General features: G+C 63.1%; 20 protein-coding genes. 10 read left to right on the forward strand and 10 right to left on the reverse strand.

From position 1 onward, the window contains the following. Positions 1–11: 11 nt before the first annotated feature. From D8767_RS21800 to D8767_RS21810, 3 genes are all read right to left on the reverse strand, one after another. Positions 12–248 carry a hypothetical protein gene (locus D8767_RS21800; RefSeq protein ID WP_016715076.1) on the reverse strand — a complete coding sequence of 79 codons (237 nt, stop codon included), beginning with the start codon at positions 246–248 and terminating at the stop codon, positions 12–14. A gap of 141 nt (positions 249–389) precedes the next feature. Then, positions 390–2,447: an LTA synthase family protein gene (locus tag D8767_RS21805; protein ID WP_016715075.1), complete on the reverse strand. Its 2,058-nt coding sequence runs from the start codon at positions 2,445–2,447 to the stop codon at positions 390–392. 141 nt (positions 2,448–2,588) lie between these two features. Continuing rightward, entirely contained in the window at positions 2,589–2,780 is a 192-nt protein-coding gene (locus tag D8767_RS21810) for a PLDc N-terminal domain-containing protein (protein ID WP_012271091.1), read from the reverse strand. Between the two features lie 126 nt (positions 2,781–2,906). Here D8767_RS21810 and D8767_RS21815 point away from each other — a divergent pair, with 126 nt between their 5' ends. Beyond that, entirely contained in the window at positions 2,907–3,845 is a 939-nt protein-coding gene (locus D8767_RS21815; RefSeq protein ID WP_016715074.1) for a ZIP family metal transporter, read from the forward strand. 62 nt (positions 3,846–3,907) lie between these two features. On the opposite strand, the gene D8767_RS21820 is transcribed toward D8767_RS21815, so the two are convergent. Further along, positions 3,908–4,438, reverse strand: a complete 531-nt coding sequence (locus D8767_RS21820; protein WP_016715073.1) for a hypothetical protein — start codon at positions 4,436–4,438, stop codon at positions 3,908–3,910. A gap of 60 nt (positions 4,439–4,498) precedes the next feature. Next, complete coding sequence (locus D8767_RS21825) at positions 4,499–5,023, reverse strand: ankyrin repeat domain-containing protein (RefSeq protein ID WP_016715072.1); 525 nt, start codon at positions 5,021–5,023, stop codon at positions 4,499–4,501. Positions 5,024–5,288: 265 nt separating this feature from the next. On the opposite strand from D8767_RS21825, the gene D8767_RS21835 reads away from it, so the two are divergent. Next, a complete protein-coding gene (locus D8767_RS21835) occupies positions 5,289–5,561 on the forward strand; it encodes a DUF3509 domain-containing protein (RefSeq protein ID WP_016715071.1) in 273 nt (90 codons plus the stop codon). A 61-nt stretch (positions 5,562–5,622) separates the two neighbouring features. Here D8767_RS21835 and D8767_RS21840 read toward each other — a convergent pair whose 3' ends face one another. The 3 genes from D8767_RS21840 to aroC all read right to left on the reverse strand — a co-directional run bounded on the left by D8767_RS21840 (position 5,623) and on the right by aroC (position 8,480). Beyond that, positions 5,623–6,159: an oxidase gene (locus D8767_RS21840; protein ID WP_016715070.1), complete on the reverse strand. Its 537-nt coding sequence runs from the start codon at positions 6,157–6,159 to the stop codon at positions 5,623–5,625. After that, the gene (locus D8767_RS21845; RefSeq protein ID WP_016715069.1) at positions 6,159–7,313 is read right to left on the reverse strand and encodes an MFS transporter; all 1,155 of its coding nucleotides are present in this window, start codon (positions 7,311–7,313) and stop codon (positions 6,159–6,161) included. The genes D8767_RS21840 and D8767_RS21845 overlap by 1 nt, the downstream gene beginning before the upstream one ends. Positions 7,314–7,388: 75 nt before the next feature. Further along, a complete protein-coding gene (gene aroC / locus D8767_RS21850; protein ID WP_016715068.1) occupies positions 7,389–8,480 on the reverse strand; it encodes a chorismate synthase in 1,092 nt (363 codons plus the stop codon). Between the two features lie 175 nt (positions 8,481–8,655). Here aroC and D8767_RS21855 point away from each other — a divergent pair, with 175 nt between their 5' ends. Then, on the forward strand, positions 8,656–9,618 hold the full coding sequence (locus tag D8767_RS21855; protein ID WP_016715067.1) for an alpha/beta hydrolase: 963 nt from the start codon (positions 8,656–8,658) through the stop codon (positions 9,616–9,618). 65 nt (positions 9,619–9,683) lie between these two features. After that, positions 9,684–10,466, forward strand: coding sequence for a hypothetical protein (locus D8767_RS21860; protein WP_016715066.1), 783 nt, complete (start codon positions 9,684–9,686; stop codon positions 10,464–10,466). A 49-nt stretch (positions 10,467–10,515) separates the two neighbouring features. On the opposite strand, the gene prmB is transcribed toward D8767_RS21860, so the two are convergent. Then, complete coding sequence (prmB, locus tag D8767_RS21865) at positions 10,516–11,424, reverse strand: 50S ribosomal protein L3 N(5)-glutamine methyltransferase (RefSeq protein WP_016715065.1); 909 nt, start codon at positions 11,422–11,424, stop codon at positions 10,516–10,518. A 180-nt stretch (positions 11,425–11,604) separates the two neighbouring features. Here prmB and D8767_RS21870 point away from each other — a divergent pair, with 180 nt between their 5' ends. The 5 genes from D8767_RS21870 (at position 11,605) to D8767_RS21890 (ending at position 14,270) form a co-directional block, all read left to right on the forward strand. Continuing rightward, positions 11,605–12,195: a cysteine hydrolase family protein gene (locus D8767_RS21870; protein ID WP_016715064.1), complete on the forward strand. Its 591-nt coding sequence runs from the start codon at positions 11,605–11,607 to the stop codon at positions 12,193–12,195. A gap of 86 nt (positions 12,196–12,281) precedes the next feature. Further along, positions 12,282–12,602: a hypothetical protein gene (locus tag D8767_RS21875; protein ID WP_016715063.1), complete on the forward strand. Its 321-nt coding sequence runs from the start codon at positions 12,282–12,284 to the stop codon at positions 12,600–12,602. A 60-nt stretch (positions 12,603–12,662) separates the two neighbouring features. After that, on the forward strand, positions 12,663–13,223 hold the full coding sequence (locus D8767_RS21880; RefSeq protein WP_016715062.1) for a Smr/MutS family protein: 561 nt from the start codon (positions 12,663–12,665) through the stop codon (positions 13,221–13,223). A 70-nt stretch (positions 13,224–13,293) separates the two neighbouring features. Then, entirely contained in the window at positions 13,294–13,839 is a 546-nt protein-coding gene (folE, locus tag D8767_RS21885; protein ID WP_012271077.1) for a GTP cyclohydrolase I FolE, read from the forward strand. 59 nt (positions 13,840–13,898) lie between these two features. After that, on the forward strand, positions 13,899–14,270 hold the full coding sequence (locus D8767_RS21890; RefSeq protein WP_016715061.1) for a glutaredoxin domain-containing protein: 372 nt from the start codon (positions 13,899–13,901) through the stop codon (positions 14,268–14,270). A gap of 35 nt (positions 14,271–14,305) precedes the next feature. On the opposite strand, the gene D8767_RS21895 is transcribed toward D8767_RS21890, so the two are convergent. After that, entirely contained in the window at positions 14,306–14,908 is a 603-nt protein-coding gene (locus D8767_RS21895; RefSeq protein ID WP_016715060.1) for a glutathione S-transferase family protein, read from the reverse strand. A 145-nt stretch (positions 14,909–15,053) separates the two neighbouring features. Here D8767_RS21895 and D8767_RS21900 point away from each other — a divergent pair, with 145 nt between their 5' ends. After that, entirely contained in the window at positions 15,054–16,244 is a 1,191-nt protein-coding gene (locus tag D8767_RS21900; protein ID WP_016715059.1) for a benzoate/H(+) symporter BenE family transporter, read from the forward strand. Position 16,245 lies beyond the last annotated feature (1 nt).

A 16,245-nucleotide genomic window follows, 5' to 3' on the forward strand; every position in this document is an offset into this window, starting at 1 on the left:
AAACGTGTGTATCAGGGTGCTTCGTGAATGCTGGTGATAGTCACGCCGCTATGTTCTTTCAGCCAGCGGGCGGTGGGGGAAATGGTGCGGTCCTGGAAGTCGTTGAGGTCCAGCTCGTCCATCACCGGGAACAGGTGCGAACGGATGGCCCGCGCGGCGTCCTCTTCGCTGGGACAGTGCTCGGCCCGCAGGGTCATGGTGGACGGTTCGCCTTTCTGATCGGCAAAGATGACTTCCCACGCTTTCATTGAACGAGCCCTCTCAATTCAAGAACACCAGTTGGGTGATGCCTGAATAACTGACCTTGGGGCTGGGAGAATGTTCAGTCTGCGCTGGCCTCTTCGCGGCTTTAGCCGCGAATGGGCCGCAATGCGGCCCATGTAGCAGCGTTACTTCGGTGTGCCGTGCACCACGCCAGCGGTGTTATCCAGCAAGCTCTTGGTCGCGGTCTGAATGTACGCTTCGAGCTTCTTGAGCATTTCCGGTTGGTCCGGGCTTTCGATCAGCTCAGCCTTGAACTCGCTGCCCAGCTGGTAGCGGTACATGCGCGGGCTCATGTCCTTGGACTCGATCAGGATGCGGTCGCCCTGTACCAGGCCAACGATCTGCTCGCTGCCCGACGGCTTGATCATGCCCACACCCTGGTCGCCTTCAGGCAGGTTGAGCAGGTCGCGGCCCCAGCACTGGTGACGGGTCTGGCCACCCAGGCGGCCCATGATGGTCGGCACGATATCGACCTGGGTACCCACGGTGTGATTCACCGCACCGAACTTCTCCTGAATGCCCGGGGCAATCAGCAGCAACGGTACGTTGAAACGGCCCAGGTCCAGCTCGGTGACCTGCTGGTGGTTGCCAAAGCCGTGGTCGCCGACAATGACGAACAGCGTTTCCTTGAAGTAAGGCTCTTTACGCGCCTTCTCGAAGAACTGGCCCAGCGCCCAATCCGAATAACGCATGGCGGTGAGGTGCTCGTCCAGGCGGCCCTGGCCGGTGACCTTCTCGACGGGCAGGTCTTTCGGCAGCGCGTAAGGCGTATGGTTAGACAGCGTTTGCAGCAGCGCGTAGATCGGCTTCTTGCCGTCGTGCTTGGCCAGTTCCTCGTTGCCGCGGTCGAACATGTCCTGGTCGGACACACCCCAGGTCGGGTCGGAGAACACCGGGTTGACGAAGTCGTTACGGCCGATGAAGGTGGTCATGCCCTGGTTGCCGAAGAACCCGGACTGGTTGTCCCAGGCAAAGTCGCCGTTGTAGACGTACACGTCGTCGTAGTCGCGGGCGCTAAGCAGGGCCGGCAGGCCAGACAGCTTGTGGCCGCCTTCCGGGGTTTGCATCAGGTACTCGAAGCCTGGCAGGTTGGGGAAGCAAGCCATGGTGGCAAACATGCCCTGGTGGGTATGGGTGCCGTTGGAGAAGAAGCGGTCGAACAGCAGGCCTTCTTTGGCCAGCTTGTCGAAGTACGGGGTGATGTTGTTGGGGCTGCCCAGCGCGCCCACCGAGTGGCCGGCAAAGCTCTCCATCAGGATCACCACCACGTTCTTGATCGGCAAGGTGCGGTCAGCCGGCGGCACGAAGTCACGGCGGATGGCAGCCTCGTCGGCATCGACCAGGGTATCGTTGGCGGTCAGCAGCTGTTCGCGCACGCTTTGCGTGGCCACGTTCTGCTCCAGCACCGGCTTCCAGATGTTGGCGCGGTCTTCGCCGAAGCGGCTCTTGGCGGCATCGATCAGGGTCAGAGTGCCGTTCAGGCCCAGCTGGTTGACGAAGTTGGAATCGGTGGTGAAGGCATCCCCCCAGCGCATCGGCGGCCCTTGGCGCAGGGTGCCACGGGCAGCGACCACGGCCACCAGCAAAATCACCATGAACACCGCCAGGCGGTTGTACCACGGTGCAACGCGCTGCACGCCCTCACCCCGGGTGGCACGGTCAATACCCTTGAACAGCAGGCTCAACAGCCAGGTGCCGAAGGCCCAGGCCAGCAGGTAGCGCACCACCGGGAAGCCGTACCAGAGCATGCTCATGACGGTTTTCGGGTCTTCCTTGATGTACTGGAACACCAGGCCGTTGAGGCGCTGGTGGAACTCGCGGTAGAAGTCCATCTCCATCAGGCCGAGGAACATCACCACGCTGGAGGTAAGGGTCAGCCAGAAGCGGAACACGCCACGCCGGGCCATGGCCCAGGGGCTGAGGATCGCCAGCAGCAGCGGGATGCTGAGGTACACCACCACCCGCAGGTCGAAGCGCAAGCCGTTGAGGAAGCCTTCGGCTACCGTGGAATACGGCGTATCGCCGACCATGTCACTGTTGTAGACCAGCAGCGCCAGGCGCACCAGGCTGAGCATCAGCATGATCACCAGGCCACTGAGCAGCGTGTAGGCCAGGTGGGATTTCAGGGTCGGCGAAAACGACGTTCGCGCGCCCTGTTGCTTCAAGGCGTCCGTGTTAGCCATGAATGGGAAGGTCCTAGGATTGCGGTTTGCGAAGAGGCGCTGGCGCTAGGCCAACGCAGCATTGTGCGGGTGCGGATTCTGTTTAAACCAATGTGAAAATTTTGTCACTGGGGTGTTGCGGGTTTTGTCTGTGCCGGCCTTTCAGATGCGCACATTCCCCCGCGGCCCCGCGATGGCCCAAATAACCAGCCCCACCACCGGCAGCAAAGCGATCAGCAAGATCCACAACACTTTGATGCCCACCTCGCTGCCACTCTTGATCACATTGAGGATGGCCCAGATATCCAGCGCCAGAATGATCAGCCCTACCAGGCTGTTGAATGTAGACCCCATGCTTAAACTCCTGTCAAAAGGCTTTGCTGCACAGCATAGTCAGCTATCGCGCCGATAGAAGCGAATCCTTGGCGGCTGGCGCAGGTCTCTGAGTAGACTGCCTGTATTCATTGATTCGAGGTTCGTATGCCCTCCGCCCACACGCAAAGCGCCACCCCACCCTCACTGCTGAACGCCTGGCGCCAGCAGGCCGTGAACACCCCCTGGCTCAGCGCCGGCCTCGGTCTTAGCCTGCTGGCGGTGGTCGTGCTGCTGGGCGCCAGCGTGTGGAACGCGGTAAACGGCGACCACGCCGACAACCTGCACCTGGCCGTGTTGGGCGGGTTGTCCGGCTTTGGGGCTACCGCGCTGGGCGCTGTGCTGGCGGTGGTGCTGCGCGATGTCAGCGCCCGCACCCAGGACGTAATGCTGGGCTTTGCCGCCGGCATGATGCTGGCGGCCAGTTCGTTTTCGCTGATTCTGCCGGGCCTGGATGCCGCGCGTGAAATTACCGGCAACGGCCCGGCTGCGGCCTTTACCGTGGTGCTGGGCATGGGGTTGGGCGTGCTGTTGATGCTGGGCCTGGACCGCTTCACCCCGCACGAGCATGAAAGCACCGGCCCCTGCGGCCCCGAAGCCGAGCGCATCAGCCGGGTGTGGCTGTTCGTGCTGGCGATCACCCTGCACAACCTGCCTGAAGGCATGGCCATTGGTGTGAGCTTCGCCAATGGCGACATGAGCATCGGCTTGCCGCTGACCAGCGCTATTGCCATTCAGGACATCCCTGAGGGGCTGGCCGTGGCCCTCGCCCTGCGTGCCACCGGGTTGTCGAGCCTGAAGGCGGCGCTGGTGGCTATAGGTTCGGGGCTGATGGAGCCACTGGGGGCGGTGATCGGGCTGGGGATTTCCACAGGCTTTGCCCTCGCCTATCCAATCAGCATGGGGCTGGCGGCGGGGGCGATGATCTTTGTGGTCAGCCACGAAGTGATCCCGGAAACCCACCGCAACGGGCACCAGACGGCGGCGACCCTGGGGTTGATGGGTGGGTTTGCGGTGATGATGTTTCTGGATACCGCGTTGGGCTGAAGTTTCACGTTGCCTGTACTGGCCTCTTCGCGGGCTCGCCTGCGAAGAGGCCATAGGCGAACTCAAATGTGGACGGCGACCTTCAGGGCTTCCAAAGCCGGCTCCACCTTGATGCCCACCTCTGCCCCCAACTCCAGCACCCGCGCCAGGTCGTTCTGCCCCACCATCACCATCTGCAGCTCGTCATCCAGCAACTGGCTGAAGTTCAGCAGCACATAACCCCCAGCCTCTTTGTTCAACGCCCCCATCTGCACCTGAATGCGGTTGAGCGCGGTCAGTGGCTCGGTACGGGCCAGCTGCTTGGGCTTGAGGGTGAACGGCACGCTGTTGTCGAACGAGTCGCTGATCTGCTGGAACAGGTCCTGGTAGCTGTCAGCCTGGAATACCACGGTGTCCGGCAGGCTGCCCAGCACCACCCATTCACCCAGCGGAATCGGGAACGTGTCGTCGTAGTTGATATCGGGGTTGGCGGCCAGGAAAGCAGCCGGGTCAGCATAGGCCTGGGCGGCCTCGTCGGCGATGCGCTCGATGTCGGCCTCGCGCATGCAGCCAGCGCCAATGAGGCTGATGAATTCGAGCAACTGAGTTTTCATGAAAGGGGGCCTGCGACGGGTGAAAAGTCGCCAAGGATAGCCGCAAATGCCCCCAGGTGGTTAGCCGGCCAGCGTTTGCAGGCGGGCGGCGGCGTCTACGGCCCCCATGGTTTGCGCCGCCATCAGCGCAGTGGCGCCACGGGCATCCTGGCGCGCCGGGTCGGCGCCTTGGGCCAGCAGGTAGTCGAGGATCTCGCTGCGATTGAACATGGCCGCAAGCATCAAAGCCGTGCGCCCGTCCTGCGCAGCGGCGTCCACAGGGACGCCGTGCTCAAGCAACAACCGGATCATCGCCAGGTCCCCCTTGAAGGCGGCCCCGGCGATAGGCAGCTGGCCGTTGTCGTTGGCAATCAACGGGTCGGCACCGTGGGCCAGCAGCACGCGCACTGCTTCGTGGTGGCCGTGGTAGCTGGCCAGCATCAGCAGGGTATCGCCCTTATGGTTGCGCAGGTTGGCCGGCAGGCCGCTGGCGAGCAGGCGCTCGATCATTTCGGCATCGCCTTGGCGGGCACGTTCGAATACCTGCTCGGCGAATGCGGCGGTTTCGTCGTCGGTCATGGTGGCGGGGGTGGTCTGGCGGGTCATCGGAACCTCCTGGCATAAATGATTGCCCAAGTGTTTGTCAGGCACGCCAGTGCGGTCAAAGGTTCAGTTTCTATGGGGCCGATAGGCAATGCCTGACTCGTGCAGAATGCACTGTGCAAAATGCATGACCATGCAACCTGCACGGTGGCGCCTTCGTAGAACTTCCGTAACGCCCTGTATTTACTGGTTTTTTCATGAAATTCAGATCTGGCACGGTCGCTGCAAATATCTACTCATGTCTGCCACACAACAGCCAGGAGTTGATATGGACCTCATCCAGCAAAAGTTCGTCTCGGTATTTTCTGCTTACCAGGTCAATACCCAGGCCCGTCCCGATGGCGGCGTGCTGCTGACCCTGCGCGCAGCCGATGGCAAGGTTACCCGCCGAGTGCTGACCTATGCGCAACTGCACAGTGCCGAGCAGCTGTCATGGGCGATCAGTGCCATTCGCCGTGACCTGGCTGAACAGGCTAGCGAATTGCCGGTGATTTCGATGTTGCAGAGCCAGCAGCGGTTTGCCCTGCCGACCTACCGCTGAGGTTTGTGTTGCCTGACCGGGTCTCTTCGCGGGCAAGCCCGCGAAGAGACCCGCAAAGCAACTACAACTCGTCAATCCCCAGAAACGCCCGCGCAGTCACATCCCCGGTAAACCGCGCCTGCGCACCCTGCTCGCTGCCATACAACCGTAGCGCCAGGCAAAACGGCGTACCCCCCAGCTCCACCCAGCGCCGCGTCCCCGCCGGCACCACCAACTGGTCACCCTTCTCGCACAGCACCGAATACACCTGGTCGCCCAAACGCAGGGCAACCTGCGCACGGCCGCTGACTACGGCAAACACCTCTTCGGCGTCATGCACATGTTCATCGCGCACATCGACCTGCGCCGGGTCTTCACCGTCGCGGTTCAACAGCACGAATGCCTTGCTGCCATGCGCCGTCATCAACTGATCCAGATGCTCACGGCATGCGTCCAGCACCTCGCCTTCGGCCGTACCAGGGCGCACCCGCAAGCCATGCCCGGCGTGCACAAAACGCACGCCTTGCTCGGCCAGGGTGGCGACGATATCGTCGTGGTGCGTCAGCACCTTGTTCGGCAGTTCCGGGCTGGAGGGGTGGAAAACACTGAGAATGCTCATCAGGGGCGGGTCCTGGTCGGTTGCGAACAAAGGGCAATGATAACGGCTGCGGCCAAGGCTGCGGCACTGGCCATACCAAAGGTGAAGGTGGGGCCCAGCAGTTTCCAGCTGTAGCCCGAATACAACGCCCCCAATGCGCCCCCGGTACCCGACAGTGCCGCATACAGCGCCTGGCCCTGGCCTTGTTGGCGGGCGCCGAAGCTGGCCTGCACGAAGGCGATGCTGGCGGCATGGAAGCAGCCAAAAGTGGCCGCATGCAGCAACTGGGCAAAGATCAATACGGCAGGCTCACCTGCCAGGTTGCCCAGCAACAGCCAGCGTACGGCCGCCAGCAGGAAACTGGCCAGCAACACCCGCTGCACGCTGAAGCGGGCGAACAGGCGGCTCATGACCATGAACATCAGCACTTCGGCCACCACCCCCAGCGCCCACAGCAAGCCGATGGCACCACGGCTGTAGCCCAGGTGCTCCAGGTGAAGGGTCAGAAACGTGTAGTAAGGCCCATGGCTGAGCTGCATCAGCGCCACGCAAGCGTAGAACGCGACCACCCCGGGGGCACGCAGCTGCCGCAAAAAGCCACCGGCGCTGCTGCGCTCACCTTGCTCCACCGGCTGGGCATTGGGTACCCACAGGCTCGCGGCGACAATGCCGGCCATGATGGTGACCAACGCCACCGGGTAGATGTCCAGGCTCAGCCATTCGAACAGGCGGCCCAGGCCGACCACGGTCAGGATGAAGCCGATCGAGCCCCACAGGCGCACCTGGCTGTAGCGGGACGTTTGCCCGTGCAGGTGGGCCAGGGTAATGACCTCGAACTGGGGCAGTACCGCGTGCCAGAAGAACGCGTGCAAGGCCATTACCAGCGCCAGCCACGCGTAACTTTTGCCGAAGAAGATCAGGGCGAAGGTGGCCAGGGTGCATAACGCCCCCAAGCGCACGATCAGCAGGCGCTGCCCGGTGCGGTCGCCCAGCCAGCCCCACAGGTTGGGGGCAACGCAGCGCATCAGCATGGGGATGGCCACCAGCTCGCCGATGCGTGCCGGGGAGAAGCCCAGGTGGTCGAAGTACAGCGCCAGGAAGGGGGCGGTGGAGCCTAACAGAGCGAAGTAGAAGAGATAGAAGCTGGACAGGCGCCAGTAGGGGATCGGGGACATGGGTTCAGCCAATCATGTTGTTACATGTACCTGCCTCTTCGCGGGCGTGCCCGCGAAGAGGCAGGTACAAGTGAATCAGAGCTGGCCCAGCACCGGGGTATTCACTTTTACATCAGCATTCTGCGCACGGTGACGCAGCAGGTGGTCCATCAGCGCGATGGCCATCATCGCCTCGGCGATCGGCGTAGCGCGGATGCCCACGCACGGGTCGTGGCGGCCTTTGGTGATGACGTCCACCGGGTTGCCGTCGATGTCGATCGAACGGCCCGGGGTGGTGATGCTGGAGGTCGGTTTCAGCGCCAGGTGAGCAACGATCGGCTGGCCCGAGGAAATGCCACCCAGGATGCCGCCGGCGTTGTTGCTGAGGAAGCCTTCCGGGGTCAACTCGTCACGGTGTTCGGTACCACGCTGGGCAACGCTGGCGAAGCCGGCACCAATTTCCACGCCCTTGACCGCGTTGATGCTCATCAGCGCGTGGGCCAGTTCTGCGTCCAGACGGTCGAAGATCGGTTCGCCCAGACCCGGCATCACGCCTTCGGCCACCACGGTGATCTTGGCACCCACCGAATCCTGGTCCCGGCGCAGCTGGTCCATGTAGGCCTCGAGCTCCGGTACCTTGTCCGGGTCGGGGCTGAAGAAAGCGTTCTGCTCCACCGATTCCCAGGTCTTGAACGGGATTTCGATCGGGCCCAGCTGGCTCATGTAGCCACGCACGGTAATGCCCTGGGTGGCCAGGTATTTCTTGGCAATGGCACCGGCAGCCACGCGCATGGCGGTTTCACGGGCCGAGCTGCGGCCACCACCACGGTAGTCGCGGATGCCGTACTTGTGATGGTAGGTGTAGTCGGCGTGGGCCGGGCGGAACAGGTCCTTGATGGCCGAGTAGTCCTTGGACTTCTGGTCAGTGTTGCGAATCAGCAGGCCGATCGAGCAGCCCGTGGTACGGCCTTCGAACACGCCAGAGAGGATTTCCACCTCGTCGGCTTCCTGACGCTGTGTGGTGTGCCGGCTGGTGCCGGGCTTGCGCCGGTCGAGGTCGTGCTGCAGGTCGGCCAGGGAAATCTCCAGGCCCGGAGGGCATCCATCGACAATGGCGACCAACGCCGGGCCATGGCTTTCGCCAGCGGTGGTGACAGTGAACAGCTTGCCGTAGGTATTGCCGGACATGGACGCTCCGCGAGTTCTGCCTGAGGTGAACGAAAGCGGCAGTATACAGATGGTTTGCTCGCCTGTGCTGGCCTCTTCGCTGGCTGGGCTGCGAAGAGGCCGAGCCAGCCTTGCACTGCCAGAGAACCTTCCAACGAACATTAGGTCAAAGCTGCATCTCCCCATGTAGTACTGCATGATGTCGCGCCTCGTCGCCCTGCTCTTCCTACTGTGCACCAGCCTGGCCCAGGCCGCCGCCCCCACCGTGCTGCAACGCCCCATCGACCTGGACACCGGCCAGGGCGTGCTGCACGGTAGCCTGCTGTTGCCGCAACAGGCCACGCCGCCGCCGGTGGTGCTGATCATCGCCGGCTCCGGCCCCACCGACCGCGATGGCAACAACCCGGCGTCGGGCCGGGTCGACAACCTCAAGCGCCTGGCCCTGCTGCTGGCCAACGAGCACATCGCCAGCGTGCGCTACGACAAACGCGGGGTGGCCGCCAGCCAGCCGGCCACGCCTGACGAGCGCGACCTCAGCGTGGAGCGCTACGTAGCGGATGTGGTCGCCTGGAGCCACAAGCTGAAAGCCGACCCCCGCTTCGGCCAGCTGATCCTTGTTGGCCACAGCGAAGGCGCGCTGATCGCCAGCCTGGCCGCCGAGCAGGCAGGTGCCAGTGCGGTGATCACCCTGGCCGGCAGTGGGCGACCGCTGGCCGAAGTCCTGCGCGAACAGCTGGCCCGTCGCCTGCCACCAGCGCAACTGGCCGGGGGCAGCGCCCTACTCGATCGCCTGCAAGCCGGGCAGACCAGCCTGGAAGTGCCCGCGCCGCTGCGCCAGGTGTTCCGCCCCAGCGTGCAGCCGTACCTGATTTCGCTGTTTCAGCAAAACCCGGCAGCCGCCTTTGCCCGCCTGCCCATGCCCGCCTTGATCGTGCAAGGGCGCAACGATGTGCAGGTGGATGTGGCCGATGCCGAACGGCTGAAGGCAGCCAAGCCGGATGCGCAGCTGGTGCTGATCGACGGCATGAATCACATGCTGCGCATCAGCCCCAAAAGCATGAGCCAGCAGCGCGACAGCTACCTCAACCCAGAACTACCGCTGGCACACGAGCTGGGTGAGCGAATTGTGACGTTCATCCAGCATTTGCCTTCCGCGTAAAGTAATCGGGCTCAGGTCCTCGGCAAGCCTGCCGATACAGCAGGCATAGCCGAGGACTTGCCCTGATGACAATCGCCCCCGCCGCCGTAGAGCCGGCCGAAGAGCCCCAGCCAAGCGCCGCCCTGCCCTGGGCCGACCTTGCCGCCGAACATTTCCAGCTACTGCGCCTGGCAGCCCTGCCCACAGACCGCAGCACCGGCGCGCGGCCGCTGCGCTTTGTACAGTTCGGCTATGCCGAGCGCCACGACAAGGCACACAGCCTGTTGCGCATGGAAATCCAGCTGCCCGGGCAGAAAGTACACAAAGAGCAGAACCGCCTGGACATCCGCGTCGACCATGCCGAGCGCCTGGTACGTATCGGCAATGAACATGGCCTGCAACTTGAACCGGTGAACCGTGGTATCGGCCGCTTCATGCTGGCCCAGGCCGTGCAGTGGCTGCAGCGCAAGTGGTCGCACTATCGGGTGGAGGGCATGGCGCTGCCGAGCAAGGATGCGTTGAACGAGGACTCGCGCCTGCGCCGTGACCACTGCTTGCGCGGGGTGGGTATCGAGGTGGAGTACGAGGACAGCCAGCATTTGAAGGGCCGTACCGTGGACATGACCGTGGGCCAGCTCAAGGTCGCCTGGAGCAGCGAGCGGCTGCAGCGGGTAGAGATTCTGGATGCCGCCAACCTGCTGCAGCAGGCCGACCAGCAGTTGCAGGAAAAGGAAGGGCAACTGCGCGAGCGTGATGAGCGGGTGGCCAAATACCAGCGCGAAGACGGCGGGTTGCGCTTTACCATTACCTGTCTGGTGGCGTTTGCGGTGTTTCAGGCGGGGTTGTTGATCTGGATCGCCACCCGCTGAGACCGCGTGAGCCGATGGAGATTGGGGCCGCTTTGCGGCCCCAAATGGCTCAGACCCGGGCTTTGAACAGCTCCTGATGCTGGCGGCACTGCTCAGCGGTCAGCATGAACACCCCATGCCCGCCGCGCTCGAACTCCAGCCAGGCAAAGTCCACCTCAGGGTACAGCGCCTCGACATGCACCTGGCTGTTGCCCACCTCGACAATCAGCAAGCCCTTGTCAGTCAGATGGTCTGCCGCTTCGGCCAGCATGCGCCGCACCAGGTCCAGGCCGTCGTTGCCGCAGGCCAGGCCCAGCTCGGGCTCGTGGTGGTACTCGGCCGGCATGTCGTCGAAGTCTTCGGCATCGACATACGGCGGGTTGGACAGGATCAGGTCGAAACGCTGCCCCGGCAGGCCGCCAAAGCCATCACCCTGCACGGTGTACACGCGGCCGTCGAGGCCGTGGCGTTCGATATTCTGGTTGGCCACCTCAAGCGCCTGGAACGACAGGTCGGCCAGCACCACCTCGGCCTCGGGGAACACGTCGGCAGCTACGATGCCGATGCAGCCCGAGCCGGTGCACAGGTCGAGAATGCGCGCAGGCTCGCTGGCCAGCCACGGTTCGAAGCGTTTTTCGATCAGTTCGCCAATGGGTGAACGCGGTACCAGTACCCGTTCGTCGACGATGAACGACATGCCGCAGAACCAGGCCTCGCCCAGCAGGTAGGCGGCAGGCACGCGCTCTTCAATGCGGCGTTTGAGCAGGTGCTGCAGGCGTACCCGCTCGTCGTCCTCGAGCATGCAGTCCAGGTAGCTGTCGGCCACCTCCCATGGCAGGTGCACCGCACCCAGCACCAGCAGGCGGGCCTCGTCCCAGGCGTTGTCGGCACCGTGGCCGAAGAACAGGTCGTGCTCGTGGAAGCGGCTGACCGCCCAGCGGATGTAGTCGCGCAGCGTGCGCAGACGGGATGTGATCACGGGGTACTCCTATTTCAGACCGGACAAAAGTCTAACAGCCCCACCCGCACATTTGTTCCTTTGCCTTACCCAAAGGCTAGCCACAGGCCAGTAACCATGCCGCTTGCGTTGTCAACCATTCCCATTGGCGCCAAGGCAGGGGACAATAGGTATACAAAAGCCCTATCCAAGGAGCCCTTGATGTCCGTTCCAACCACGATGTTCCGCCTCACTGGCCGCGACTACCCGCCGGCCAAGCTGAGCCACGCCAGCCTGATCATCATCGATGCGCAAAAGGAGTACCTCAGTGGTCCCCTGCAGCTGTCGGGCATGGACGAGGCCGTGGCCAACATCGCCAGGTTGCTCGACGCCGCGCGCAAAAGCGGCCGTCCGATCATCCATGTGCGCCACCTGGGCACTGTCGGTGGCCGCTTCGACCCACAGGGCCCGGCCGGCCAGTTCATTCCGGGGCTGGAGCCCCAGGAAGGCGAAATCGTCATCGAAAAGCGCATGCCTAACGCGTTCAAGAACACCAAACTGCACGAAACCCTGCAGGAGCTCGGCCACCTGGACCTGATCGTCTGCGGTTTCATGAGCCACTCCAGCGTCAGCACCACCGTGCGCCGCGCCAAGGACTATGGTTACCGGTGCACCCTGGTGGAAGACGCCTCGGCAACCCGCGACCTGGCCTTCAAGGACGGGGTAATCCCGGCCGCACAGATCCACCAGTGCGAAATGGCCGTGATGGCCGACAACTTCGCTTGCGTGGCCCCCACCGCCAGCCTGATCTAAGGGGCTGGGCACGACCGCCCGGCAGCCGGGCGGAACCCGATGGGCGGCAGCAGGTCGAATTCCGGATATCCACAGAGGAGAGCGGAATGAAGCTTAAAGGCAGTTTCGACGCCAAGCGCCTGCGCCCGCGCCAACCGCGTAACTGGGGCGCCCGCCTGGCGGCCGGCCTGTCGGCCCTGCTGGCGACCTTGGGCGTACTGCTGGCCATGGCCGGTGTTGCCGGCCTGCTGGGCAATTACCCTGCCCTGCAAGAACTCAATGCCAACAAGCCGCTGTCCAGCATCCTCACCGGGGCTGGCTTGCTGCTGCTGTGGCTGGGTGTGCGGTTTTGGCGGCGTAGCCGTATTCGCTTGCGTCGCGGGCGGGAGTTGAACCTGTCGCCACACCTGATGAAGAAGCATGATTGATGGCTTGGTATCACCTGCGCCCCACAGTCGCGTAAACTACGCCGCCAACGTGGAGGCATCATGCAAGACGACGATTTTTCCCTGTTCAAGGCCGAAGTGCGCGGCGTAAAGCAAATCCGCCACGACCGTGCCGAAGTCGGCAAGCCCAAAGCCGACCGCCAGCAGCTGGCTGGCCTTCGCCAGGCAGCGACAGTGCGCAGTGACAAGGCCCTGGTGATCGACGGCATGTCCGATCAGTTCGTTATCGACGTTGGCGCTGAAGACGAGCTGATGTGGCGCCGCGACGGCGTGCAGGAAGGCCAGTTGCGCAAGCTGAAACTGGGGCAAATTCCGTTCGAAGGCAGCCTCGACCTGCACGGCATGACCGTGGAAAAGGCCCGCGAAACCCTGTGGGACTTCATCGCCGAAGCCACCAAGCTGGAAGTGCGCTGCGTGCGGGTGACCCACGGCAAGGCTGCCCGCCTGGACGGCAAGCGTCCGATGATCAAGAGCCACGTCAACACCTGGCTGCGCCAGCACCCGCAGGTGCTCGGTTTTGCCTCGTGCAGCGCCCGCCACGGCGGTACCGGCGCGGTGTATGTGATGCTAAAGCGAACCATGCTCGAAGGCCGCGACGAGTAACGCCGCGCTTGCAGCGCCGCCCTCACCGCCGTACCCTTCGTTTTTGCGATTTTTTCCCACAGGTAGATCCATGTCCCTGGAACAGAACTACACCGAGATCCTCAGCCAGATTGGCGAGGACGTCTCCCGTGAGGGCCTGCTCGACACGCCCAAGCGGGCTGCAAAGGCGATGAAGTACCTTTGCCGCGGTTATGAGCAAACACTGGAAGAAGTCACCAACAACGCTTTGTTCAGCTCTGACAACAGCGAAATGGTGCTGGTCCGGGACATCGAGCTGTATTCGATGTGCGAACACCACATGCTGCCGTTCATCGGCAAGGCACACGTTGCCTACCTGCCTAAGGGCAAGGTACTGGGCCTGTCCAAGGTTGCGCGTATCGTCGACATGTACGCCCGCCGCCTTCAGATCCAGGAAAACCTCAGCCGCCAGATCGCCGAGGCCGTGCAGCAGGTAACCGGTGCCGCCGGTGTGGCCGTGGTGGTCGAAGCCAAGCACATGTGCATGATGATGCGCGGTGTCGAGAAGCAGAACTCGACCATGATCACTTCGGTGATGCTGGGTGAGTTCCGCGAGAACGCCGCCACCCGCAGCGAGTTCCTCAGCCTGATCAAGTGATTGGCTGCTGACCCCAAGCCGACCCTGCCGGGTCGGCTTTTTCATTTCAGGAGTTGCCCATGATCGTCAAAGCCCTGCGGGTTGGCCTCGGCCAGCTCATCGTGTTCGGCGACTGGATCAGCCGCCCGGCCAAGCGCAAACGCGACGCCGCCGCCCAGGCCCGCATCGAGCAAGCGGCCAAGGGCCTGGCGCTGTACCAGTTCCACGCCTGCCCGTTCTGCGTCAAGACCCGCCGCACCCTGCACCGGCTGAACGTGCCGGTGGCACTGCGCGATGCCAAGAACGACCCGGTGCACCGTCAGGCCCTGCAAGAGGGTGGCGGCCGGGTGAAAGTGCCGTGCCTGCGCATCGAAGAAGGCGGCAAGGTAACCTGGATGTATGAATCCAAGGCCATCATTGCTTATCTGGATGAGCGCTTTGCGTCGGCCTAAAAGCGCTGCAAGGCTCTGTGGGAGCGTGTCAGCTTTTAGCCCACCATCGGCACATGCCGCGGGTGGCTGCTGACGCGTTCCAGCCAGGCCCTTACTGCCGGGTAATCGGCCAGATCGAACCCGCCCTGATGCGCCACATGGGTATAGGCATACAGCGCCACATCGGCAATCGAATACTGCTCACCCACCAGATACGGCGTCATCTGCAACTGCCGCTCCATCACCTTCAGTGCCTTGTAACCACCCTTGTGCAGCTTGCGGTACTCCTCCAGGCGCTCATCCGGCAGCCCCAGGTAGAACTGGATAAACCGAGCCACGGCAATGTACGGCTCGTGGCTGTACTGCTCGAAGAACTGCCACTGCAGCACCTGGGTACGCAAACGCGGCTCGCTGGGCAGAAACTCGCTGCCATCGGCCAGGAAGTTGAGAATGGCATTCGACTCCCACAAGTAACTGCCATCTTCCAGTTCCAGCACTGGCACCTTGCCGTTAGGGTTCATCGCCAGAAACTCGGGCGTTTCGGTCTCGCCCTTGAGGATATCCACCGGGTGCCATTCATACGGCCGGCCCAGCAGGCTCAACATTAGCTTGACCTTGTAGCAGTTGCCCGACTGGTAGTCGCCATAGACCTTGTACATTGCCCCTCCCCTTCCAAGCAGTTTCGCATTTGCGCCCAATAGTTGGCGACTGTACGGCTAAAAGCAATGGCCGCTGTATGGCAAGGATCAACCTTGCGCGCTGTAGTCTGAAAAAACTGCTTACACCTTTACAAGGACTTTGTTCATGACCGATGCCACCTCCGCACGCCTGCGGCCCCTGGCAGACAGCTCCCCGTCGGCGGTCGTCGCCGGCTTTATCGCCATGCTCACCGGCTATACCAGTTCGCTGGTGCTGATGTTCCAGGCCGGCCAGGCAGCCGGGCTCACCACTGCACAGATTTCGTCCTGGATCTGGGCGCTTTCAATTGGCATGGCGGTGTGCAGCATCGGCCTGTCACTGCGCTACCGCACACCGATCACCGTCGCCTGGTCCACCCCCGGTGCCGCCTTGCTGATTACCAGCCTGGGCGGCGTGAGCTATGGCGAGGCCATTGGCGCCTACATCACCTGCGCCGTGCTGGTGCTCATCTGCGGCCTGACCGGCAGCTTCGAGCGTCTGGTCAAACGCATCCCGGCTTCGCTGGCCTCGGCGCTGCTGGCGGGTATTCTGTTCAAGATCGGCAGCGAAATCTTCGTTGCCGCGCAGCACCGCACGTTGCTGGTGCTGGGCATGTTCTTCAGCTACCTGCTGGTCAAGCGCCTGTCGCCGCGCTACTGCGTGCTGGCCGCGCTGCTGGTGGGCACTGCGTTATCCGGGGCCCTGGGCCTGCTCGACTTCAGCGGCTTCCAGCTGGAAGTGGCCAAACCGGTATGGACCACGCCGAGCTTCTCGCTGGCAGCCACCATCAGCATCGGCATTCCGCTGTTCGTGGTAGCGATGACCTCGCAAAACATGCCCGGCGTGGCTGTGCTGCGTGCCGACGGCTACCAGGTGCCGGCCTCGCCACTGATCTCGGCCACCGGCTTTGCCTCGCTGCTACTGGCACCCTTCGGTTCGCATGGGGTCAACCTGGCGGCGATCAGCGCGGCGATCTGCACGGGGCCGCATGCCCATGAAGACCCGGCCAAGCGCTACACCGCAGCAGTGTGGTGCGGGATTTTCTACGGTATTGCCGGGGTGTTCGGCGCAACCCTGGCGGCGTTGTTTGCGGCACTGCCGAAGGAGCTGGTGCTGTCGATTGCCGCCTTGGCGCTGTTTGGTTCGATCATGAACGGGCTGACCGTGGCCATGAGCGAGGCGCGTGAGCGGGAGGCGGCGTTGATCACCTTTATGGTCACGGCTTCGGGGCTGACACTGTTTTCGATTGGCTCGGCGTTCTGGGGGATTGTGGCGGGGGTGGTGACCTTGATGATCCTCAACCCGCGTCGGGTATGAC

The sequence above is a fragment of the Pseudomonas sp. LTGT-11-2Z genome (assembly GCF_003691445.1).
Taxonomy (GTDB): Bacteria; Pseudomonadota; Gammaproteobacteria; order Pseudomonadales; family Pseudomonadaceae; genus Aquipseudomonas; species Aquipseudomonas monteilii.